The following is a 22,565-nucleotide window of genomic DNA, read 5'->3' as shown; positions in this document are numbered from 1 at the left end:
GACTACGACTGTCAACTGTCAACTGTCAACTGTCAACTGTCAACTGACTAATGAGCCTGTTTTTGATCGCCCTTGCCGCGCAAATATTCCGCTAAAAACGCCAATCCTCCCGAACCGACTATCAACAGCACGCTCAGAGCATTAATATCAGGCTTCACACCAGTCCGAATCCGGCTAAAAATTTCCATCGGTAGAGTTGTAGTCCCGCTACCGGCGGTGAAACTCGCAATCAAAAAATCGTCCATGCTGAGCACAAAAGATAGCAGACAACCAGAAACAATTCCAGGTATTAATTGAGGTAGCAAAACCTGAATAAAAGCTTCAACAGGCGTTGCACCCAAATCCAAGGCAGCTTCTTCTAAATAAGGGTTTAAATCTGCCAATCTAGTAGAAACAGCTAGAGCGATGTAAGCCAGACAAAACACAACGTGGGCGGCGACAATTGTCCACAAACTTAGAGGAATAGCTAGCGCCGCTAAAAATACCAGAGTAGCAACAGCGCTCGCAATATCTGGAATAATAATCGGCAAGTAGGAAACTCCCTGATATAAATTTTTGCCGGGAAAGCGGTAGCGGGCTAAACCAACGGCCATTAAAGTGCCGAGTACAGCGGAGATGGCAACTGCACAAACAGCAACTGTTAAACTGTTTCTCAGGGCAATTAAAATCCGCGTATCGCTAAATAATTTAACGTACCAATCTAAAGTAAATCCTTCCCAGCCGGCGCTAAAACGGGATTTGTTAAAGCTGTAAAATGTGAGTACCAGAATGGGCAGGTACATATAAAAAAACATCGAAACGGTAAATATTGCCTGCCAAGAAATCTTAAATTTAGGTTTTAAGTACATATCGGGTTGTATTTCCTCCTGTGGATTGTCGGCGGTATTTTCCATATCTCGTTAATCGGGAATTTGTAATTGGGAATTGGGAATTGGGCATCGGGCATCGGGCATCGGGCATCGATTTGAAGAGAATTTGTAGCAACTAACTAATGACTAATGACTAATGACTAATGACTAATGACAACTGTCAACTGTCAACTGTCAACTGTCAACTGTCAACTGACTAAACTGCATTACGATCGCCATATTTGAGTAAAAGAGCAATTCCGATACTCACTGCAAAAATTAATACCATACTCAGAGCCGAACCTAGCCCCCAATTTTGAGTCGCCCCCAAAAACTGATTGTAAATTAAACGAGCTGCCGTCATGCTCGAAGCTCCACCAAGCAACTCCGGATCGACAAAATCGCCCAAACAGCTAATAAATACTAGCAAAGAACCCGCTGCAATCCCCGGCATTGTCTGGGGTACTGTCACTTTCCAGAAAGTTTCTAGTGGATTCGCGCCCAAATCCTGAGATGCTTCTAGCAATCTGCGATCGAGCTTTTCCAAGGAAGCGTAGAGAATGGTTACGATATAGGGCAAATAGCTGTAAGCCATGCCGATTAGAACGGCGGAACTTTGATTTAACAATTCTAGAGGAGGGATGCCCAAAAGTCCCAGGAGCGAGTTGAGAACGCCCGTAGGACGCAGAATTGTAATCCAAGCATACGATCGCAACAGCGAAGAAGTCCACAGCGGCAACACAAAGCCCAATAACGTTAAATTCCGCCACTTGGGCGAGACATTGAGCGCGATCCAGTAAGCGACGGGAAATCCCAGCAGTAAACACAGAATAGTCGTTCCGGTGGCAAAAAAGAGCGATCGACCCATCACCTGCAAATTCAGCGGCTCAAACACCCGCAGGTAGTTGCCGATTCCCGAAGGATTTACCAAATCTCCCGGCTTAATATTCGGCACCAAGCTAAGTTGAAAAATCACCAGAGTTGGTATTACTAATAATAAAACCAGGAACAAGCCAGAAGGGCCGAGCAATGCCAGCGGGCCTGTCCACTTTGACCATGGGGGGACGCTTTCAGGCTTGACTGGAGCAGTGGGAGGAATCGGAGGGGGAGCTTTGGTAGAAACAGCCATAAATAATAGTTTGGATTTTTGAGCGGTAGGGGCGGGTTCACCAAAATCTTTAATTTCAAAGCCCGAATTCGTATAAACCCGCCCCCACCCAACGGTAAATCTAAATGTACCAGATCGACTTATTGTCGGAAAAATTGATGCGGGCGATCGACTGTGGGGGCGAGAGTCAGAGATTGTTGGTCAAATTTGCTCCTACAGGTTAGGGTTAACCAGCGGTTAATTTAGTCCAATAGCGATCGTACACTTCCATAAATTTCCCTACTGGAGCCACACCTTCGCAATTTTTCAAAACAGCTTCCGAAGGGAAAAGAAGCTCGTTTTCGCGAACTTCCGGCGTCAGCAAACTATAAGCATCTTCCGAAGGAGTTGAAAAACTGAGCCGTTCGACTAAAGAAGCAGCGACATCCGCTTGCAACATAAAGTTAATCCACTTATAAGCTGCATCTGGATTGGGAGCACCTTTGGGAATTACTAAAGTATCAGTCCACAGAGAAGAACCGCTTTTGGGCACGACATACTTCAATTTGTCGTTATCTGAAATGACTTCATTGGCATCAGAAGAATAGCACATGGCTAGCTTCAAATCCCCTGTAAGCATTTGCGGCCGCCAAGCGTCTGTCGTAAAAGATGCGATCGCAGGTTTGAGCTCCACCAGCTTTGCGTAAGCTTGTTTAACTTGATCTTGGTTCGTAGAATTCAGAGAATAGCCCAGCATTCGCAACGCAGCGCCCATGACTTCTCGAACATCGCTCGCTAGCGTCATTCGCCTTGCTAACTCTTTTTTGTGTTGCCACAAATAGCTCCAATCTTCAGGAGCTTCTTTAAGTTGTTCGCTGTTGTAAATCAAGCCTGTGGTTCCCCAGCTCAAAGGAACGCTGTAGCGGTTTCCTGGGTCGTATACAGGGTTTTGAAACTGTTTTTTTAGTCGATCGAGTCCGCCCAAAATTGAGTGGTCTAATGGAGTCAACAGCCCCAGTTCCGTCATCTGAACCACCATGTAGTCAGACGGGTAAATGATGCTGTAGGCGCGGCCGCCACCGGCTTGAACTCTAGCCAGCATCTCTTCGTTGGAGCTAAACACGTCGGCGACTACGCGAATGCCGGTTTTTTCAGCAAAGCGATCGAGCAAAGCTTGATTGTACGTCTGCAAGCCGCCAGCCGCAACTGGAAAGGGCTAACCCGGAAATTGTCGCCGCCGAATTTTTTAGGAACTGACGGCGTGTAGAATTAGCCGGGAAAATCCTGGAAATTGGTAGATTTGTCGGAGGCACAGTTCTAATTGGGATTTTAGATTTGGGATTTAGGAATTAGCTGATTTTAGATGTTCGAGCAAACGCAGATAAACGCAGATTAATACTGATGCTATTAGATACTGGTTAGTTTTGTCCAGTAACGATCGTAAACATCTGCAAATTTTCCTAGGGGTGCCACGCCTTCGCAGTTTTCTAAAGTAGCCTCAGCAGGAAAAAGAATTTTGTTTTTGCGAACTTTTGGAGTCAGCAAATAAAAAGCATCTTCTAAAGGAGTTGCAAAACCTAATCGTTGGACTAGGGAAGCCGCAACATCAGCTTGCAGTATGAAATTAATCCATTTGTAAGCTGCGTCTGGATTGGGTGCTCCATTAGGAATTACTAAGGTGTCAGTCCACAGGGCAGATCCGCTTTTCGGCACAATATACCGAAATTTAGGGTTGTTTGCAATTACTTCATTGGCATCAGAAGAGTAGCACATTGCTACTTTCAACTCTCCTGTCAGCATTTGCGATCGCCAAGCATCTGTGGTAAAAGAAGCGATCGCCGATTTGAGTTCTTCTAATTTTTCATAGGCTTTTTTAACTTGTTGTTGGCTTGTAGAATTGAGAGAATAACCCAGCATCCGCAGCGTCGCGCCCATTACTTCTCTAACGTCGTTTAGCAGAGTCATTCGCCTTGCCAATTCCTGTTTGCGTTTCCACAAATAACTCCAATCTTCGGGAGGTTCTTTGAACTGTTCGCTGTTGTAAATCAATCCAGTTGTCCCCCAACTAAAAGGCACGCTGTAGCGGTTTCCGGGGTCGTAAACGGGGTTTTGGAACCGCTTTTTGAGCCGATCTAGTCCGCCAACGATCGATCGGTCTAATTGAGTTAGCATCCCGAGTTTTTTCATCTGCATCACCATGTAGTCTGACGGGTAAATGATGCTGTAGACCTGGGGAACACCGACTTTAAGTCTCGCCAGCATTGTTTCCGTGGAGTCTAACACGTCGGCGACTACGCGAATGCCGGTTTTTTCAGCAAAGCGATCGAGCAAAGCTTTATCGGTGATTGTACGTCTGCAAGCCGCCAGCCGCAACTGGAAAGGGCTAACCCGGAAATTGTCGCCGCCGAATTTTTTAGGAACTGACGGCGTGTAGAATTAGCCCTGCAAAACCTGGAAATTGGTAGATTAGTCGGAGGCACAGTTTGATTTTAGATTTTAGATTTTAGATTTTAGATTGGGGAATTGAGGATTGGGAATTGGGAATTGGGAATTGGGAATTGGTAATTGGGAATTGGGAATTGGTAATTGGGAATTCTTCCGATACTTTTTTGCTAACGTTTACTAACAAACACATAAGTTAAATCGCTAAACAGCTTTTCAACCAAGGCGTATCAACCAATGCCCGAAGGAAGATCCCACGAGCACCATTTAGATCTCGGTTCATCTGATTTCCATCAGAATCTTTGATCATTCTGCTACCACCAATCTTTTTGACTTCTCCAGTCCATGAAACAGTCTTTGAAGTGTAAGCTTCGTTGATAGAAGTTAAAGCAACTTTGCCTTGCTCCCAAGCTTTCCACTCTAGATGTTTTTTAAACTGGTAATGACTCAGAGTCAGCATTTGACGAACAGTTTTAGAGCGAATCTTGCGACGTGACTTGCTCACCATCTGAGACGACTCAAAGGATGGAATTAATATCACGTCAAAATTATCAACTAAAAACTTAGCAGTCTTGTGATGCAACTCTTTGACAAGATGTTGAATCTTAGACTTTAATCTGTCCGCTGCTTTCTTGAATCTTTTGCGTTGCGGGCTATTCGTTTTACTCATCCTTGAGATCAACTTGTCTAACCTGAAACACAACTTTTGGATCAAAAGATTAGAATCATTCCCAACCCATCCATAAGATGACTCAGAAAAGAAAGTCATGAACGTTCTAACACCGGGGTCTAAGGCAACCACGCGACCTTGGTTATCGGTCTGACGTGGTTGCACTTCTTCAGATACAACAATGTAATACTCGCCATAGGCAAGGGTCAATCGTCCATCACTGAAGCCTTTGGGTAATGCCTCTTTCAGCTTTGACTGACCCAATTTTGTCGGATAAATTCCTTTCGTCCCAATAGCAGACTTCGGAATATAAACAGACTGTTTTGTATCTTTTCGACTGCGAAACTTGCAGCTACAAATCTTGCCAGTTTTCTTGAAATCTGCTTTGGCTTTTTTGACGGCACCACAAGCATCTTTAATGGCAATAGATTTAATTTGAAACGGTACAGGTTTTGCCCAATCAGGCAGCCCATTGAGTATTTCCGTTTTAATTGACATCCAATTGGCTTTAGTGCCTGGTTGCTGCAAGTATTTGATAGTTGCGTTGTAGACAAAACGACTAACTCCAAACCATTGTTTGAGCATTGCCTTTTGTTCAGGGCTTAGGAATAGTCGGATCTTCTTTGATTTTCTGGCTGTAGCTTCTAAGACCGTGCATTCGGCAACTAAACACGTGAAGGATGGCAAGAAGATCGGCTGTAAGTTCGGATTCGCTCGCGTGAACAGGATTTGAGAGAACCACGATTTCTCCACCGTTTTGTTTTGCCATGAACTCGAATAGTTCAAATCCGAATCTACACAATCTGTCTCTACAGGCAACAACAATCGTGAGCTGATCTGGGCGCATAAATCTGACCAGTAAGGCTTGCAGTCCTTTTCTTTTGAAATTGAGTCCAGAGCCGATGTCTTGGATGATTTCCGAGTCGGGGTATCGCTGTCGCATGAATTCGACTTGTCTAGCAAGATCGTCTTTTTGTTTGGTACTACTGACTCGGCAGTAGCAGATGATTGAGCAGATGCTTCCATCTTTTTGGTATGAGTCAACGTCGTAAAGGCGTTGCCCTGCTCCATTTTTGATTGATTTAATCTGCCCTTCATCTGCGTACTTCCTTAACGTGTTTGGATGCAGACCTAGAAATTCGACAGCCTTTCTAAGTGGTATGTATGCCATTCACCAAATATCACCCATCTAGTAGTGTATGTGAATGATTGTTAGAAAAATTGATACTGTGCGTCAACCCCTCTCCCCTCTCCCTTTCTCCCTTTCTCCCTTTCTCCCCCTCTCCATCGTTAGGATCGATCGCCCAAAGCGAGACAATCAGTAGTTCCCCAGTAAGCATAAATCGGCGTCTGCGGGTCTGGGAAAGAACCGCCCGTATTGGGTTGGCGCACCGTAATTTTATCGCCCGACGCCAATTCAACCACGTAATGAACGTGAGTGCCCATGTACATGATATTTTTGAGCCGCCCTTCAAAACAGTTAACCGACAATTCCGGCTGGTAGAGATTCAAATATACTTTTTCAGGCCGGACGCTAACCACCACAGAGTCACCGATGACACCATTCCACATATCCGACTGCTGAACGACTATTTTCAGATTGGCTGATGTGCGAACTGTAATAGTCGATCGGTCGATCGCCTCCACCGTACCAGAAAACAAATTCGTATCCCCAATAAAATCCGCCACAAAAGCCGTCTGCGGGCACTCATAAATTTCTTCAGGCGAACCAATTTGCTCAATCCTGCCCTCGTGCATCACCGCAATCCGGTTAGAAAGACTCATCGCCTCTTCTTGGTCGTGAGTCACCATCACAAAAGTCAAACCCAACTCTTGATGCAAATTCGACAATTCCAACTGCATCTGCTTCCGCAACTTCAAATCCAGAGCTCCCAGCGGTTCGTCCAGCAGCAGAACCGCCGGTCGATTTACCAGAGCTCTCGCCAAAGCCACCCGCTGCTGCTGGCCGCCCGACATTTGACCCGGAAACCTGTTGGCGAAAGATTCCATTTTCACCAATTGCAAAGCTTCCCGTACCCGTTCTTCTACTTCCGATTTCCCCAGCTTTTTAATCCGCAATCCAAAAGCGATATTGTCCCAGACATTCATGTGTCCGAACAGGGCGTAGCTTTGAAACACAGTATTTACCGGACGGCGGTAAGCTGGAGTATTGGTCATCGACTGGCCGCGAATCATCAATTCGCCCGCCGAGGGAGTCTCGAACCCAGCGATTAAGCGCAGCGTGGTAGTCTTACCGCAGCCGGAGGGCCCGAGAATGCTAAAAAATTCTCCTTGACGAATGCTGAGGTCAACTCCGCGGACTGCGGTTTCGCCATTAAATACCTTAAAGACCTTGCGGAGTTCAACGTCAAGCGCTGTATCCTTTGCTGTCGTACCTTGGTTGAGTGCTGTCTGAAACATATTCGCCCGTTCCTGGGGTAATGCACGCTATTTTAATACAGTTTAACTTTAGACTTTTCTGTATTTTAGGCGAGGAATGTTGGAATTGAGAGGTTTTAGAATTTGTTCTTTAGATTCTATCTCAGAGTGTTGCTGGGCAAGACCAAATCTGCTGTGTCCCGCACCAAATTCAATCCACCGATCATCTATTGATTTTCAGGATTTGGCGTGGGAGATGGCGTGGGAGAGGGTGTTTGCGGTTTCTCTGGTTTGGGCGCTTCTGCTTTTTTCCATTCAGACAAAGGTCGTTGGACGGCATTTTTAAAGTCAAACGGTACTAGCAGCACGGGCAAAGTTTCTGCCCCATTTTGAGGTGGGGCTTCCGCCGGGTTGGCTTGGGCGTACAAGAAGCGGCCGCTAAAGTCTGTTTTGCCTAAAACTAGGCGGTGAGTTTCCTGGTTGTCCAGCTTGACTGTGACTGTGGCTTGCGGTTGGTCGAGACCGAATTCTGGCAGTTGAGCGGCAGTAATATCTATTGTGCGATCGCTCTTTCCTGTTCCCAGCCTATCTAGCAAAAAATCCACCGATGCCTGACTCGCGTGTGCTTGCACCGGCAATTTCATTTCCCAGCTAGACTTACCTCCTTTACGAGCATAAACTCGTTCAAAAGTCAATATCTTTTCCGGAGTTTTGACTGTAAAGAATTGTACGCGATCGGACTTGAAAGTAAAAATTTTATGTTTTTCGTCCTTAGCCGCCTCCTGTTTTGGGGACACTTGCGTCTCGTACAAAGAAACCAACCCCGCCATGGTCAACGCAACAGCTATCAATATAAATGTATTTTTCTGCAATTTCATAATAATGAGGAATTCGGCATGGTCAGCAGTCATTAGTCATTAGTCAGCAGTCATTAGTCATTAGATTGTAGGGTGCGTCAGGCTTGAATATTTTGACACCGACTAATAATTTTTCCTCTGACGCACCTACGGGAATTAGTATCAGATTGTAGGGTGCGTCAGGCTTGAATATTTTGACACCGACTAATAATTTTTCCTCTGACGCACCTACGGGAATTAGCAATTGGTGGAAAAACAAGCAAGAAGCAAAGTAGTTATTGTAGGGTGCGTCAGGGTTAAATATTTTGATTTCAGACTAATAATTCCCCCCTGACGCACCCTACGGGAATTATGGATTAGGAATTGGAAATTGGGAATGGGTTGAAAAACAAGAAACAGGCAAATAAATCCGTTACATCCGTTAAATCCCGTACATTGCTCGTTGCCGAACTTGCTTCATAATTATCTTCTTTTCCACCAAATAGCGCCACCAACGCCCAGTCCCAGTAAAGGCCAAATCAGCCAAGCTAAAACCAACAATCCTACTTGGACATCATTCATGTTAATGCGGCGGTTGGTAGCTTTTTTCGGGCTGATAGAAAAGCTTTGCTGGTCTGGTTTGCTCAACCAACTCACTGAATTGAGAAACACGTCGCTATTGAGTTGTTGGTCAAACCAACCGTTAGTCACAAATTGAGATGTACCAATTACTACCATGCGCGATGTTTTTGTAGGAGTAGAAGGCACAGAAGGAGTTGTGCTTGGACTAGGAGATGCTGTGGGAGATGTTGTTGGTGTTGGTGTGGAAGATGTTGTTGGTGTTGGCGTGGGCGAACTTTCAGGAGATGCTGTGGGAGATGTTGTGGGTGTTGGTGTTGAGGAACTCTCCGGCGATGCTGTGGAAGATGCTGCCGGTATTGGCGAAATTGTCGGTACTGCTGGAGGGGTAGCTTCCTGGGAGACAATCACCGAGTAGCTGATTGGGGAAGCTGTCGGCGAGGTTGTTGGAGATGGCGAAGTTGTTGGTGATGGCGAAGTTGTTGGTAATGGGGAAGTTTTCGGCGATGGTGTCGGCGATGACGAAGTTGTCGGCGAAGTTGTCGGCGATGCTTGGGGTGAAGGCGATGTTGTCGGGGAAGTGGTCGGAGATGGCGATGTTTTCGGCGATGGCGATGTTTTCGGCGATGGCGATGTTGTTGGCGATGGCGAAGTTGTAGGAGATGGTGAAGTTGTCGCCGATGGCGAAGTTGTCGCCGATGGTTGGGGTGAAGGCGTGACTGGTGTTGGTGAGGCTGAGGGGTTTAACGGAGTGCTCTCAGAACCCGATCGCACCAAAGCCACACCTAATAATAACGGGCCTTGTCGATCGGTCTTCGGATCGAACTCCAATTTTTTAGTCGTCAAATCGCTTTCCGCCCAACTTTCCTGACTCGTCCAAATCAGCGGTTTTTCCTCTATCCCTACTACAGGCGAAGTTTCCAAAGCGCGTGCAAACGGATAAAATGAAATACCGCTACCGAAACTTTGAGTAATCGGATGTTCCCCGTAACGCCTGACTGTGGGAACCGTCGCGCCCAGGCCGAATCTTTGACCACTACCCGAAGCATCGATGGCCAAACGGGAGTCTAGTTTTACACCCCATTCTTGCAAAAATTTGTCTAATCCCGTATTAATTGCCGGGTCTACCATTAAGAATAAACTGCCACCGCGATCGAGATAAGCTTTTAGTGCTTTAATTTCTACATCCGAAAAAGGTTTATCCTGTCCAGGAACAATTAAAGCATCTGCATCTTCTGGAACTTCTTTGCGTTCGCTCAAATTCAGCGTTTGAGAGTTATAGTATTTATCTTTCAGAGCTTTTTCAGCTTGCTGAATTCCGCCTTGACCTTCTTTCAGCGGGCGAGCTCCTTTGCCTTGCAAAAAGTAAACTGTAGGAGTACGAGTGCTGAGAATTTCTTCTAAGCCATTTGTAAGTTTTATCTCCGAAAGACCTTGATTCGGGTCACTACCAAAAGCAGTACCACCTTTTTGCAGCACTTGTTTTTTTTCACCGGATTGCAAGTAAATTTCTCCGATGCTGGTAATACTAAACTCCCGGATTTTTCCCGGTTGGGCCTGGGGGTCAACAAACTCGTATTGAAACTTTTCGCCTCCCTCGCGTTTGTAACTTTGCAGCAATTCTTTAATTTGCGGATTTTGGATGGGGTCAAATACCCAAACCTTGACTGTTTGTTGCAGGTTTCGCAGGATTTGTTGAGTCTGGGGGGCGAGGGTAAATTGTTGGCTTTCGGTTAAGTCGATGCGGAGGGGATAGCGAAAGGCTATGAAGTTAATTACTCCCAGAATCACAAAGACGGCGAGGGTAGCAATCAGGGCGTTGGTACTCGCTTGAGTGGAACGTCGCCCCCAAAAGCCTTGTTCGTAAGTCAAGGATAGCAGCCAAAGTGCGATCGTCACTATTCCGGCAATAACTAAACCGACTGTCAGGGGTTCCCACGCTGCGGATACAAGTGCTGCTGTTACCCCCGCTGCGGTGAGGAGAGGGCCCAGCCAAAAAACGTATTTCCAATTTGTTTTGGTAATTTTCATAAGCTAAATATTGTTTGTGTGAGCAAATTCCGGTTCAAGAATGTTATTCTATATTGAATTAGTCTGCTCCAACCAGGCTGTTAAATCTGAGAGACTATTGAAATCCAGGACGGCATCTCCTAATTCTTCTAATTCCTGTAATCCTAATTGACGGATAGAGTTTTCTAGTTCCGGTTGGATTGTGCCTAAGCGTCGCACAAGTTGACGCAATATTAATGAGAGTTGAGCAGTTTTTGTCAGTTGTTCTCTTGCTACTTCTATCGCAATCTGCTGGTCTTGAATCCACTGTTCTTGGTTCTGCAACTCTTTTAATTCTTCTTGACTAAAATTGTCCTTCTTGGCAATTTTAAAAGCTTTCTGAATTTCGGGAACAGCACTCAGTGTTTCGGGGACTGTCTCCAGAATACTGGTATTTTGGAGAAAGTAAATCCATTGGTCGGCTCCTGTTTCTAATTGTGCTAATTCTTTACTGAATTTTGGCAGCTCCACAAATACTAATTCTATTTCAGTATCTGGACAATCAAATTTTTGCTCTTTTTCTTTGAAAACAAACCTAGTCATAAATTCAGGCTGATTTTCAAACATTTCAAAGTCGGCAATTTTCAAGGAAGTTACTGTTTTTAGTCTTTCATAGCGTTCTTCTCCTGTTAATTGCCCGCTGTAGGCTTTGGCAGCATTGTACAACACTCTTTTCTCGAAGGAAGGCACGTTGAGCAGTTGGATTTCAATCAGGGCGATTCTGCCACCGTTAATTGTGGCTTTGACATCTAGGTGTGTGTCTGGGACTCCAAAAGTTTTATTTCCCGGTTGGGAGTCGATTATTTCTAAGTCTTTAATGACAGGCTGTGCTTCATAAAGGATGGCGTTTAAAAAATTAATGAGGATGTATTTGCTGTCGCTGGAACCGAAGATCTTTTTGAACGCAAAGTCGATTTTGGGATTGATAAATCTCATTGTTTGATTTATTTGGTAGAATCATTTACCCTGAAAATATAACCGAATGTTGAAGGAAGAAGGAAGAGAGAAGAAGGAAGAGGGAAGAGGGAAGAAGGAAGAAGGAAGAGGGAAGAAGAAGGAATAAGTCAGTAGGCAGATTAATGCCCGATGCCCGATGCCCGATGCCCCATGCCCCATGCCCCATGCCCCATGCCCCATGCCCCATGCCCGTTGTTTTTAAGAACGCTGATATCGCAAAGCGTCGATCGACTGTGCTGTGAGAAATACTCCTAGAATGATGTAACTGGCAAAGATAATTATACTGCTAGTATCAAAAACTCCCTTGACAAGATTAGTGTAATGTGTTAGGAGTGAAAGCTGTCCTAATGCTGCTCCGAAGGGCCCGCCGATACCGACGGCGGCTGCATCGATTACCCACAGAAATAAGACTAGAGCGAAGGTGAGGATGGCGGATAAAATCGTGCTGTCTGTAAGGGATGAAATAAACATTCCGAGGGACAATATTCCGGCTGCTAGTAAGATTAGGCCGCCGTGTCCTAGCAGCACGACGCCGGGGGGTACGGGTGGGGTTGAGGAACTTAGGGCGATCGCCTCGCAGAAGAGCAGTGGCAGCAACATTGTGGTATAAAATGTTAAAACGCCGAGGAGTTTGCCGGTAGCAACGACCCAGTTGGTTAAGGGCGATGTGGCTAAAAGTTCTAAGGTGCCGCGCTTGCGTTCTTCTGCGTAAAGTCCCATGGAGAGTGCTGGTAATACGAACAGTGAAAGGGAACCCATGATTCGCAGAAAAAGTTGCAGGAATTCATAGGCTATGTCGATCGCAGGTTCGGTAATTCCCATTCTATCTCGCTGGGTGATTTGAGGAATTAGGCCGTCGGGGGCGAGGAGAATGGCGATTAAAAAGTAGCCGGTGATCAGCCAAAAGACTGCTGCGATAGCATAGGCAAATGGTGATGCAAAATAGCTTTGCAGTTCCTTGCGGTAAATGGCGATGATATTACTAATCATTACTAACATTTAGGAATTGGGAATGGTTCAACAGTTGACAGTTGACAGTTGACAGTTGACAGTTTGAAAGCTACTTCTACCTAGAAGGATGAGGATTGGAGTAATGAATAGTCTGATTTTAATTCCTCCGTCACTCGTGTTCCGGCTTTCAACCAATTATTTCTGGTAATTGGGTATTGGTAATTGCTTCATTCTGAGTCGCCTCCGGGTCGTGTTTCGCTGTCGTTGCTCTCTTGTTGCTTTCTTTCTATTTTTCGCTTTCTGTTGACAGGTGGTTGTTCTCCTTGAGAATCGCTACTCGGTTGTGCCCTTTTTTTAACTTGCCGATTTTTGACAACAGGTTCGGCTTTAGGTTCGCTCGACTCCAGGATTTCTGCAACAGGTTCTGCAACAGGTTCGGATTTTGGTTGAGGAAGCTCGATCGACTCTGCAATTTGGGTCACAGGTTCGCGAACAGGTTGGCTCGACTCTAGGATTTCTGCAACAGGTTCGGCTTTAGGTTCGATCGACTCTACGATTTCTGCAACAGGTTCTGCAACAGGTTCGCTCAACTCTACGATTTCTGCAACAGGTTCTGCAACAGGTTCGGATTTTGGTTGAGGAAGCTCCCTCGATTCTACGATTTGGGCCACAGGTTCGGATTTTGGTTCGCTCAACTCTACGATTTCTGCAACAGGTTCTGCAACAGGTTCGATCGACTCTACGATTTCTGCAACAGGTTCCAGTTGAGAAAGCTCGATCGACTCTACGATTTGGGCCACAGGTTCGGATTTTGGTTCGATCGACTCTACGATTTCTGCAACAGGTTCTGCAACAGGTTCGCTCAACTCTACGATTTCTGCAACAGGTTCGGATTTTGGTTGAGAAAGCTCGCTCGACTCTTGTCTTTCGACAATTTGCAGAAATTCTGCAACAGGTTGCATTTCTGGTTCTATATCATTGATTGTCTCTGATGTTTCTGCAAGTGTTTCGGATGCTGAGTGAGAATCATAAAGCGACTCTACTGTTTCCGCTTCTGGTTCTGATGCTGGCTCAGCAAGCTCGATCGACTCTGGGATTTGGGCCACTTCCCGATTGTCTACAATCGGTTCTGGTTGAGAATGTGCGATCGACTCCACTGTTTCTACAACTGGTTCTGATCCTGAATCAGAATGCTCGATCGACTCTGGGATTTGGGCCACTTCCAGATTGTCTACAATCGGTTCTGGTTGAGAATGTGCGATCGACTCCACAGTTTCTACAACTGGTTCTGATACTGATTCAGAATGTGCGATTCAGAATGTGCGATCGACTCTACAGTTTCTACAACTGGTTCTGATCCTGAATCAGAATGTGCGATCGACTCCACTGTTTCTACAACTGGTTCTGATCCTGAATCAGAATGTGCGATCGACTCCACTGTTTCTACAACTGGTTCTGATCCTGAATCAGAATGTGCGATCGACTCTACAGTTTCTACAACTGGTTCTGATACTGATTCAGCATCATAGAGCGACTCTTGCCTATCTGACTCTAGTGTTTCTAAAACTGGTTCGTCCGATACTGGATGAGCATCATAGAGAGATTCTAGTGTTTCTAAAACTGGTTCGTCGGATACTGGATGAGCATCATAGACAGATTCTTGCCTATCTGAAACTAGATTTTCCACAATCGGTGCTGATTCCGATTGATGAGAGTCGGCGATCGAGTCTTGAATTTCTGTCGCTGCTTGTAGATTGCGATCGACCTCGGGTTCGCTGTGAACCAGACTTTCTTCCGGTTTCTTTTGGGCCGCTGTCAGCCGTAAAAACACATCTTCCAAAGTAGCGCGATTGCGGCGCATTTCGCAGAGTCCGAATCCTGAGGCGATAATAGCTGCGGCGATTTCTCGTCCTGGTTCCACCTCCGATTCGCATTCTGCCCGCAGGCGGTAGCGACTGGCTAAAAATTGCTGGCTGGGAATCAATTCGATCGATCGAACTCCCCGCACATTTTCCAAAGAAGGCAACAGCAGACTGTTGAGCAAATCCGCCTCACCTTCGACTTCGACTTCGTAACCTTCCCCGGTGGCCAACTCTCCCATCAAACGTTCGGGAGTACCAGCGGCGACGATTTGACCGCGATTGATGATGGTGACGCGGCTGCAAGTCATGCTGACTTCCGGCAGAATGTGGGTAGAAAGGATAATAGTGTGTTCGCCTGCAAGACTTTTGATTAAGTTGCGGACTTCGATGATTTGTCGCGGGTCGAGGCCGACGGTTGGTTCGTCCAGGATAATGACGGGGGGATCGTGGACGATCGCCTGTGCAATACCAACTCGTTGCCGAAATCCTTTAGAAAGTTTGCGGATTAAAACTTTGCGTTTATCAACCAGGCCGCAGCGTTCGATCGCGGATGTGACACGTCGGGCGCGATCGCCTGCAGGGACTTGCTTGATCCGCGCCACAAAAAATAGAAACCCTTCCACGCTCATTTCTGGATAAAGCGGCGGGTTTTCCGGAAGATAGCCGATCCGCTGTCTGACAGCCATCGAATTTTCGTGAACGTCGAGGCCAGCGATCCGGGCGGTACCGCTGGATGCCGGCAAATATCCCGACAAAATCCGCATGGTTGTGGTTTTGCCGGCGCCGTTGGGCCCCAAAAACCCGAGTATTTCTCCTGCTTCGACCGAAAAAGACACGTCCGCGATCGCTGCGGTCGAACCGTAAGTTTTGCTTAAGTGTTCTACTTCAATCATTTGTCAAAGTCATGTCGATTTTAGGTTTGAGATTTGAGATTTGAGATTGACTCCGCCAACCACAGGTCGGACGCCTGTTCCACAACCACAGGTGGGTTAGAGCCGATTTCTCACATTAGCCTGCCAGAAACCCAATCTATCACAACTGATGATTGTACTTGGAAGCGGGACACTTGTTTTAGGTCGATCGTCTGGCGCCGGCTAGCGTTGAGCTTGCTGTTGCTGGTTGGAAAATTCTCACATAAAAACAGGCAAGATGCTTGTTCCACAAAGAAAAAAGTGAATTTTGTTGTGGTCATTCTCCCCGCTTTGGATCGTATGGCGGGCGATCGCGTTACAAGAGAACCGAAAAATCTGTCAAAGTACCGTCTTATGAATGATCGAAGCCAAGCATAATTTCACTTTAAAAAACCCATGCTACGAACAGTTAGTAAGCGATGCCTTCTTCTGCCCCGTCTTCTTCCACAGACTTCTTTCCAACCCCCAGCCTGCTAAACCCGACTTTTTCCAACTCAAGGGGGCTACAAAAGTGCCGACTTTTCTATACTGAAAAATTTGGGCTTCCCTGACATCATATGAATAGGTTAAGTTAATCAAGTGAAAAAGGGAGTTAATCAATGCGTTTTGGATTTTTGAGTTTTGGTTTGCTGGTTCTCTCAGGAGCGATAATTGCCGTAGATGTCGCACCTTCTTTAGCAGCAGCAAGCGCCCAAACAAACAGAGAGTTGTCACAGTCGCAGGCACAAGAGCGATCGCAGCAGCTAATTGCCTGTGGTTGCACTAGCAGAGGTTGTAGTAGCTGTAGCCGTCCTACTCGCGGTGGTCGTAGATAGGATAATTAGCAGCTATCGAGTGACTGCTGTTTTTAGATAGTTGAGGATTGGGCATAAAAGAATAGTCTTTTTTCAGTCCAATCCTCTGTTTGTAGAACTTAATTGGTAGATCGATTCACCAACAAACTTGCTTGCTGCTACTAAGGAACGAAAATTTAATAACTTACACATATTTGTGGGATGGGCCAGAAGAACCCGTCTTTTCTGGACGGGCTCTTCTGGCCCATCCCACAAGAACAATAAAAATTGTAAGTTATTTAATTCTCATTCCTAAGCTTTATTAACGGGGAATACTCCAAATCCTAACAGAACTATCTGGACTGCCACTGGCAAGAGTCTGCCCATCGGGGCTAAAAGCAACAGAATAAACCGAATTTGAATGTCCGGTGAGAGTTTGCAATAATTCGCCAGTATGCAGGTTCCAAAGTCTAATGGAGCTATCATAACTGCCGCTTGCCAGAGTTTTCCCATCCGGGCTGATAGCCAGACACCAAACCCAACTTAGATGTCCAGTAAGAGTGCGCTGCAATTCCCCTGTTTTCGGATTCCACAGTTTAATACTATTTTCAGCAATACGGCTAACTTCGTTCCAGCCACTACTGCTAACAAGGGTTTGACCGTCAGGACTAAAAGCGACAGACAAAACTTGCGCTGAATGTCCTTTAAGAGTGCGAATTAATTTCCTACTATTCAGACTCCACAACTTAATAGTCAGATCGTCACTGCCGCTAGCAAGGGTTTTGCCATCAGGATTAAAAGCGACCGAAGTAACGTTGTTAGTGTGTCCGTAAAAAGTATAAAGCAGCTCTCCTGTGTTAACACGCCACAGTTTGATTGTTTTGTCATGGCTGCTACTAGCGATGGTCAGACCATCCGGGCTAAAAGCAATCGATCTAACATCGCTATAATGACCTTTGAGAGTGCCCAAAAGCATCCCAGTATCTAGATTCCACAACTTAATTGTTGTGTCCTTCTCATTTTTCACATCCTCCTCCAGTTGCGGCCCGGTAGCCAGCAATTTTCCATCCGGACTGATTGCAACCGACCAAAGCTTTGATGAAGCTCTAGATAGTTTTTTAATGACTTTCCCTGTACGCCAATTGTAAAGTTCGATCGGTTCATCGTAACTACCTCTGACAAGGGTCTGTCCGTCAGGGCTAAAAGCAACTGAGGTGACTGCATCAAATACTTCCGAACCTCCTTTCAAGGTGTTGAGCAGAGAAAGATTTTTTAAAGGTGCAGGAGGTTGACCTTGTAAAGGAACAAATTTAGGTAAAATTAATACACTGACGCAGGCAAATGCTGTTATTCCAATTCCGACTAATGCTTTCTTAGTTTTAGCAAATGACTTCAGCCACTTTCTTTCAGTATTCAGCGGGCTAATTCCCTGTAACTCAGTCGGAGGAACTGCCGACAACCCTTCTTCACTAGGGCATTCAATCTTAGCTATAGCCTGTAAAATTGCTTCGGGATTTTTCGGTCTATTCTTCGGATAGAAAGCCATCAGCTCATCAATTAAATCTGCCAGCAATCCCGAAATTTGTGGTGCTTGATCTCGCCAAATCACCTCTTGATATAGCTCGTCTTCAAGGTCAGTTGGATTTTTTCCGGTTAAAAGAAAGACAAAAGTGCGTCCCAAGGCATAGAAATCGGATTGAGGCAGCGCTTTGCCTTTTATTTGCTCGAACGGAGCGTAGCCTTTGGTATATATCTTTGTAACTTCCCCCTCATTCTCGTCCGCAATTTTTGAAAGGTAAGTGTTTGTGATTATCCGCACTGCTCCAAAGTCGATTAACACCAGTTGACCGTCAGGTTTTAATATGATATTTGCTGGCTTAATATCTCGGTGAAAATAATGCTGCTGATGCAAGTAAGCTAGAATATTTACCAGTTGCTTTAACCAATTAATTGCTTGTTGTTGGCTGATGGGTTGATAATCTATCTGCTTTAGCCACTGCTGCAAATTATGACCGTAAATTTTCTCCATCACTAGACAGTAAAGCGTGTTTCCTCCTTCTTGATAGAGAAAATATCCGTCGGGTTCTACTTTAGGAATTCCTGGATGATCTAGTCGTATTAAGACATGAGCCTCTCGCTCAAACAGGGATACTGCTATTTGTTTTTCCTGCAAGTTTGAACAATTCTCAAAATGCAGAACTTTGAGAATTTTTGGCGTCCCTCGCTCCTCAACAATATCAAAGATTTTGCCAAATCCTCCGGGAGTATCCAAATCTAACTCTTGCACAATACGATAGCGATTTTGAAGTATCAATCCAGGCTGAAGCATGGCAAATAAAATATGCTTTATTTCAACTCTTCGGACAGTTTTCGATCGCCAAAAGCGTAGGAGCAGGGTTTCAGGGCGATCGAGAATGAGGGGAACGCTAACAAAGCACACTATAGGCTTTCGGGAAAATCAAAGATTTCAGAGTACGACCTAAAAATTGTTATTTGTTACATACAATAATGATTAATAACATATTTCCTAATTACAGGCTGTAGCCTAAACAAGTCTTGACCGATTTCGGTTTCGATCAGCGATCGCCAACTTAATGACTCCAAAGCATTCATTAATGTTGAGCTAGATATATCTGACGAAATCTCCGATCGCAATTGATTAAAGTCAACAGATTTGTTAAGTATAGCTAATTGACACATTACTTTTATTTCTAAATCAGTTACACGTTCAAACATCTGGGATAAAACTACCTCTATTTGACCTCCTATAAAAATCGTACCTGTTCTGAGAAAATCAGAAGTTTTACCAGCAAATAAAGTGATAATTGTTGCTGAAATCATCCATAGTGCTAAAGGATTTCCTTCGTACCTTTCAATAAAATCATTCCATTCTTTTTCTTTTACTAACCCTCGTTCGAGAAGAATTTGCTGTGCGGGTTCATTTTTCAAGCCACTCACTTTATGAGAGCGAACAAGGCGAGTTCGATTTTCTAATAATGAAATGTCGATAGATTTTTCTGAAGTTGTCAATACCAAGCAGCTTTTATGGTTCAATTCACCTACTTTTTTGAAAAATCTACCGTAATCCTGATATCCGTCTCGATATCTGCCAGCCAACAAACCTGTTTCCATAATTGTCTCGACTCCATCAATTATTACCAAACATCGGTGCGCGTTTAAACACTCGATCGCTCGCGAGATGGCATCAGAGGGTGTTTCTGGTAAATTTGTTTCCTCTTGGCTACAGATAAATCGGATGATGTCTTTGAGGACGGTATGTATGGGTGGAGTGCGATCGAGACTTCGCCAGATAATGAAATCAAAATCATTTTGAATTTCTTGTGCCAGTTTGACAGACAGAGACGTTTTGCCAATTCCCCCCATGCCCAACAGTGCCACCAGCCGGCAGCGGTCTGTTACAATCCACTGCTTCAGTGCGGTCAATTCTTCTGTACGTCCGTAGAAAACAGAGACATCAGGGGCTTCCCCCCAATCTTGTCGAGAACGGGCGATCGCTGATTCTGGCAATTTTTCGGGCAGCGGAAGAGTTGGTGAGGAGCGATCGTCTTCTGCAAGTATATTCTTAAAGCTTTTTTTCCTAACCTCTTTCCCCAGTGCAGATGACAGCAGTTGCCAGAATTCGGAACCTAACTCCTTAGCATAACTCAGGTTGCAGTTACATTCACTGGAAATTTGCTCGTAAGTCTTATCTTCTAATACCTTACGAAATATGTTTTTTTGCAGATCGGTTGGGGATCTCCCCGTCCGAGCATGAAAAGACGCCTCTGCAAGTTCTAACGCAGTGTCAACGTTCATATTTGGGAGTTATGCAAAAATCATACTTCAGTATAACCCATTTTCCGATCGTCCTACTTTTTCCAACTCTTGCCGACCAACTCAGCCAAAAGCGACTTTTATCGACAAAATTGAGCTGTGAAACAACCCACTTTACCAGACTGAAAAATTATTGGTTTTGAAACAACATAGTAAATGTCAAGTCAATCGATGAAAACAGGAGTAACGATTGTGCCTTTACCGACAACCGACCAACAGTGGGATTTACAAAGTGGAGATGGCTGGCAATTTGACGATAATTCCAGTACAGGTGGTAAGCTTACCAATATCAAAGAAGCCTCACCAGAAGTGAAACAACTCTCTAGGGAATTGTCTCAAAAACTGGTTGGATTCTCCGCCCCAATGAGTGCTGGTTATGCCTACGAATACAGCGGTGCTAATGGCAATCCCTACAATGGTAATAATGTCTCCCACGCTGGGATTGATTATGCAGTTGGTGCGAACATAAATGTCTCAGCGGTAGTTCCGGGAAAAATCATTAATGTTGTATCTTATGGTGCAACTGGGCAATTTGTGACTGTAGAAGGTAATGATGGAAAGCGCTGGATATATGGTCACATCCAAACCAGCAAGAAAGCTGGAGATTCTGTGAATATTGGAGATGCGATCGGTACAGTGAAAAACCAAAGTGGGAACACTCATCTCCACATAGAGGTTCAAACTTCACCTTTTGATTCTAGTATTATTGGTGGAATTCCCTATCAAACAAAAGGAAGTCGGAATTTTGTTCTAACCAATACAATGAGTCCACTTCAAGCCTACTCGGAGTCGAAAAATGGTGGCGGTGTTCCTGTAAACACAAAAAGGGGCACAGAAGGGGACGATCGCATTAGTGGAGGAGCCGGCAACGATACTTTAATCGGTTTGGGTGGCAATGATAGCCTGTACGGCGAAGCGGGCAATGATTCCCTCATTGGCGGCAATGGAAATGATTACCTTGACGGCTATGCCAGTTATGTCAGTCGCGAATTTGACACTTTAACGGGTGGAGCTGGTGCAGATACTTTTGTACTTGGCAATGCACGACAAGGAGTTTTCTATCAAGGTGACGGTAATGCAATTATTACAGATTATTCAACTCGAGATGACTACATCCAACTCAAAGGAAGCGCTAACGACTATCAGTTAATCCGTCAGGGTTCTGATACCATAATTTCCTTGAAAAACGCAGATAGGATTGGTATTGTTCAGGGGGTAACAGACTTGAGCTTAACTGCCCGAACGGGAAGAGTTGATTTCAAATTTGTCTGATGTTGAGTTTCTTGATTTCTTCTCACCATTAATATCGAAGGTAAAAGAGCGATCGCCCAAGATTTCATACAAGCGATCGCTTGTATGAAATCATCTTAAATCCTTGGCAACTTAGCCCTGATTTTTGACAACCTTAAATAGAGGTTCGTTTACTAGGAGGACTGTGATGGAGCGCATAAGTAAATTGACAGCAGCACTAGAACAATATTCCGATCGCACTCCCCAAGATGAACAACTATGTCAACTCATTTTAACTATTTGCTCGCAACCTCGCGATAGTTTGCAGCGTCGAAAATCAATGGAGCGATTGTTGCTGAAAGTGCAACGCTTGCCAAAATTGTCAAAAAGTTCTCATCCCTATTATTTAGAAGCGGTAAATAAAACTTGGGAATGGTTAGACAATAACCTTCACAATTTTCATCCCCGCAGTTCTCCGATTCGAGACAGTTTCGTGACTTGGATTAACGGTAATCTCCGGTATCGAATTAGAGATTTATACGCTGCAAAACCCAAAAATATGGTTTCCCTAGATGTTAGAGAACGCAGCCAATTTTACCACCCATGTTTGGGCAGTATTGACGCTTATATCGAACCGCTTGAAGCTGAGGAAAACAAAAGTTTAGCACGAAAGATCGCGCAATACATTAATCGAGATCCCGAAGCTAAACTGCGAAAGTGTTATCCTAAAAATCGTCCCGACTGCAACTGTCAAATTATTGCTAAAAAAATGTTTTTGCACCAGTCGCCAGAAAAACTAAGCGAGATCGCGCGACAGTTGAATATCAATACCCAAACCATTCACTCTTTTTGGAGGAGGAAGGGATTCCCAACAGTGCGATCGCTCGCCAGAGAAATTGCTCAAATAAACTCTGATATTATGTCCGGATAATTGGTTTTTGTCTGTGATAGTGACCTTCATTCTCTCTCTTTCCGAATGCGCACGGCCCCTTAACACTACAAAAAAACACAAGCCCCAATCTGGTATTCAGAAAGGATCTGGAGTTATGTAAAATAAACCAGGCATCGAGCTATTTTCTCAGGCAGTGACCCGCCAAATATCTTCGCCACCGCAGCGTTTAACAACCGAGTTCGGGATGGAATCGGAGTGGTGCCAC

16 protein-coding genes, 1 rRNA gene and 3 pseudogenes are annotated in these 22,565 nt (G+C 45.0%); 3 read left to right on the top strand and 17 right to left on the bottom strand.

Going from position 1 to position 22,565, the window contains the following annotated elements:
- Positions 1–47 precede the first annotated feature (47 nt).
- From JGK11_RS16380 to JGK11_RS16315, 14 genes and pseudogenes are all read right to left on the bottom strand, one after another.
- Complete coding sequence (locus JGK11_RS16380; RefSeq protein WP_293212284.1) at positions 48–893, bottom strand: ABC transporter permease; 846 nt, start codon at positions 891–893, stop codon at positions 48–50.
- A gap of 172 nt (positions 894–1,065) precedes the next feature.
- Positions 1,066–1,977 (bottom strand): ABC transporter permease, encoded by a 912-nt coding sequence (locus JGK11_RS16375; protein WP_293184952.1) that lies wholly within the window; start codon positions 1,975–1,977, stop codon positions 1,066–1,068.
- A 205-nt stretch (positions 1,978–2,182) separates the two neighbouring features.
- Positions 2,183–3,248: pseudogene (locus tag JGK11_RS16370) on the bottom strand (extracellular solute-binding protein).
- Positions 3,249–3,342: 94 nt separating this feature from the next.
- Positions 3,343–4,415, bottom strand: a pseudogene (locus JGK11_RS16365) (spermidine/putrescine ABC transporter substrate-binding protein).
- 23 nt (positions 4,416–4,438) lie between these two features.
- Positions 4,439–4,570, bottom strand: a complete 132-nt coding sequence (locus JGK11_RS16360; protein ID WP_293212283.1) for a hypothetical protein — start codon at positions 4,568–4,570, stop codon at positions 4,439–4,441.
- 3 nt (positions 4,571–4,573) lie between these two features.
- A complete protein-coding gene (locus tag JGK11_RS16355; RefSeq protein WP_293198232.1) occupies positions 4,574–5,632 on the bottom strand; it encodes a transposase in 1,059 nt (352 codons plus the stop codon).
- A 10-nt stretch (positions 5,633–5,642) separates the two neighbouring features.
- Complete coding sequence (locus tag JGK11_RS16350; RefSeq protein ID WP_293184957.1) at positions 5,643–6,218, bottom strand: IS607 family transposase; 576 nt, start codon at positions 6,216–6,218, stop codon at positions 5,643–5,645.
- 119 nt (positions 6,219–6,337) lie between these two features.
- Positions 6,338–7,468, bottom strand: a complete 1,131-nt coding sequence (locus JGK11_RS16345) for an ABC transporter ATP-binding protein (protein ID WP_293184958.1) — start codon at positions 7,466–7,468, stop codon at positions 6,338–6,340.
- 185 nt (positions 7,469–7,653) lie between these two features.
- Positions 7,654–8,337, bottom strand: a complete 684-nt coding sequence (locus tag JGK11_RS16340; protein ID WP_293184959.1) for a DUF4340 domain-containing protein — start codon at positions 8,335–8,337, stop codon at positions 7,654–7,656.
- A 408-nt stretch (positions 8,338–8,745) separates the two neighbouring features.
- A complete protein-coding gene (locus JGK11_RS16335) occupies positions 8,746–10,872 on the bottom strand; it encodes a Gldg family protein (protein WP_293184960.1) in 2,127 nt (708 codons plus the stop codon).
- Positions 10,873–10,920: 48 nt separating this feature from the next.
- Entirely contained in the window at positions 10,921–11,826 is a 906-nt protein-coding gene (locus JGK11_RS16330) for an Rpn family recombination-promoting nuclease/putative transposase (RefSeq protein WP_293184962.1), read from the bottom strand.
- 219 nt (positions 11,827–12,045) lie between these two features.
- Positions 12,046–12,846: an ABC transporter permease gene (locus JGK11_RS16325; protein ID WP_293184963.1), complete on the bottom strand. Its 801-nt coding sequence runs from the start codon at positions 12,844–12,846 to the stop codon at positions 12,046–12,048.
- Between the two features lie 179 nt (positions 12,847–13,025).
- Positions 13,026–14,069: a hypothetical protein gene (locus JGK11_RS16320; RefSeq protein WP_293201235.1), complete on the bottom strand. Its 1,044-nt coding sequence runs from the start codon at positions 14,067–14,069 to the stop codon at positions 13,026–13,028.
- A 533-nt stretch (positions 14,070–14,602) separates the two neighbouring features.
- Positions 14,603–15,553 (bottom strand): annotated as a pseudogene (locus tag JGK11_RS16315) (ABC transporter ATP-binding protein); the annotation flags it as partial.
- A gap of 617 nt (positions 15,554–16,170) precedes the next feature.
- Between JGK11_RS16315 and JGK11_RS16310 the strand changes: the two are divergent.
- Positions 16,171–16,386: a hypothetical protein gene (locus JGK11_RS16310; protein WP_293184968.1), complete on the top strand. Its 216-nt coding sequence runs from the start codon at positions 16,171–16,173 to the stop codon at positions 16,384–16,386.
- 280 nt (positions 16,387–16,666) lie between these two features.
- Here the strand turns inward: JGK11_RS16310 and JGK11_RS16305 are convergent, their stop codons facing one another.
- Positions 16,667–18,784, bottom strand: coding sequence for a serine/threonine-protein kinase (locus JGK11_RS16305; protein ID WP_293212282.1), 2,118 nt, complete (start codon positions 18,782–18,784; stop codon positions 16,667–16,669).
- A gap of 56 nt (positions 18,785–18,840) precedes the next feature.
- Positions 18,841–20,160, bottom strand: coding sequence for an NB-ARC domain-containing protein (locus JGK11_RS16300; protein WP_293191739.1), 1,320 nt, complete (start codon positions 20,158–20,160; stop codon positions 18,841–18,843).
- A gap of 174 nt (positions 20,161–20,334) precedes the next feature.
- Here JGK11_RS16300 and JGK11_RS16295 point away from each other — a divergent pair, with 174 nt between their 5' ends.
- Positions 20,335–21,450 (top strand): peptidoglycan DD-metalloendopeptidase family protein, encoded by a 1,116-nt coding sequence (locus tag JGK11_RS16295; protein WP_293212281.1) that lies wholly within the window; start codon positions 20,335–20,337, stop codon positions 21,448–21,450.
- Between the two features lie 166 nt (positions 21,451–21,616).
- Complete coding sequence (locus JGK11_RS16290) at positions 21,617–22,339, top strand: hypothetical protein (RefSeq protein WP_293191745.1); 723 nt, start codon at positions 21,617–21,619, stop codon at positions 22,337–22,339.
- Between the two features lie 126 nt (positions 22,340–22,465).
- On the opposite strand, the gene rrf is transcribed toward JGK11_RS16290, so the two are convergent.
- A 5S ribosomal RNA gene (rrf, locus tag JGK11_RS16285) occupies positions 22,466–22,565 on the bottom strand; the annotation flags it as partial.

The organism is Microcoleus sp. PH2017_34_RAT_O_A (assembly GCF_020737885.1).
Classification (GTDB): Bacteria; Cyanobacteriota; Cyanobacteriia; order Cyanobacteriales; family Microcoleaceae; genus Microcoleus.
The sequence above is the reverse complement of the archived record's forward strand: the minus strand, read 5'-3'. Positions and strand labels throughout refer to the sequence as shown.

Excerpts from the sequence above, each read along its gene's own strand:
- JGK11_RS16340 (WP_293184959.1), bottom strand. The coding sequence starts at position 8,337 with ATGACTGCTGACCATGCCGAATTCCTCATTATTATGAAATTGCAGAAA.
- JGK11_RS16310 (WP_293184968.1), top strand. The coding sequence starts at position 16,171 with ATGCGTTTTGGATTTTTGAGTTTTGGTTTGCTGGTTCTCTCAGGAGCG.
- JGK11_RS16330 (WP_293184962.1), bottom strand. The coding sequence starts at position 11,826 with ATGAGATTTATCAATCCCAAAATCGACTTTGCGTTCAAAAAGATCTTC.
- JGK11_RS16375 (WP_293184952.1), bottom strand. The coding sequence starts at position 1,977 with ATGGCTGTTTCTACCAAAGCTCCCCCTCCGATTCCTCCCACTGCTCCA.
- JGK11_RS16290 (WP_293191745.1), top strand. The coding sequence starts at position 21,617 with ATGGAGCGCATAAGTAAATTGACAGCAGCACTAGAACAATATTCCGAT.
- JGK11_RS16295 (WP_293212281.1), top strand. The coding sequence starts at position 20,335 with ATGTCAAGTCAATCGATGAAAACAGGAGTAACGATTGTGCCTTTACCG.
- JGK11_RS16380 (WP_293212284.1), bottom strand. The coding sequence starts at position 893 with ATGGAAAATACCGCCGACAATCCACAGGAGGAAATACAACCCGATATG.
- JGK11_RS16325 (WP_293184963.1), bottom strand. The coding sequence starts at position 12,846 with ATGTTAGTAATGATTAGTAATATCATCGCCATTTACCGCAAGGAACTG.
- JGK11_RS16335 (WP_293184960.1), bottom strand. The coding sequence starts at position 10,872 with ATGAAAATTACCAAAACAAATTGGAAATACGTTTTTTGGCTGGGCCCT.
- JGK11_RS16350 (WP_293184957.1), bottom strand. The coding sequence starts at position 6,218 with ATGGCATACATACCACTTAGAAAGGCTGTCGAATTTCTAGGTCTGCAT.
- JGK11_RS16355 (WP_293198232.1), bottom strand. The coding sequence starts at position 5,632 with ATGCTCAAACAATGGTTTGGAGTTAGTCGTTTTGTCTACAACGCAACT.
- JGK11_RS16360 (WP_293212283.1), bottom strand. The coding sequence starts at position 4,570 with ATGTGTTTGTTAGTAAACGTTAGCAAAAAAGTATCGGAAGAATTCCCA.
- JGK11_RS16300 (WP_293191739.1), bottom strand. The coding sequence starts at position 20,160 with ATGAACGTTGACACTGCGTTAGAACTTGCAGAGGCGTCTTTTCATGCT.
- JGK11_RS16345 (WP_293184958.1), bottom strand. The coding sequence starts at position 7,468 with ATGTTTCAGACAGCACTCAACCAAGGTACGACAGCAAAGGATACAGCG.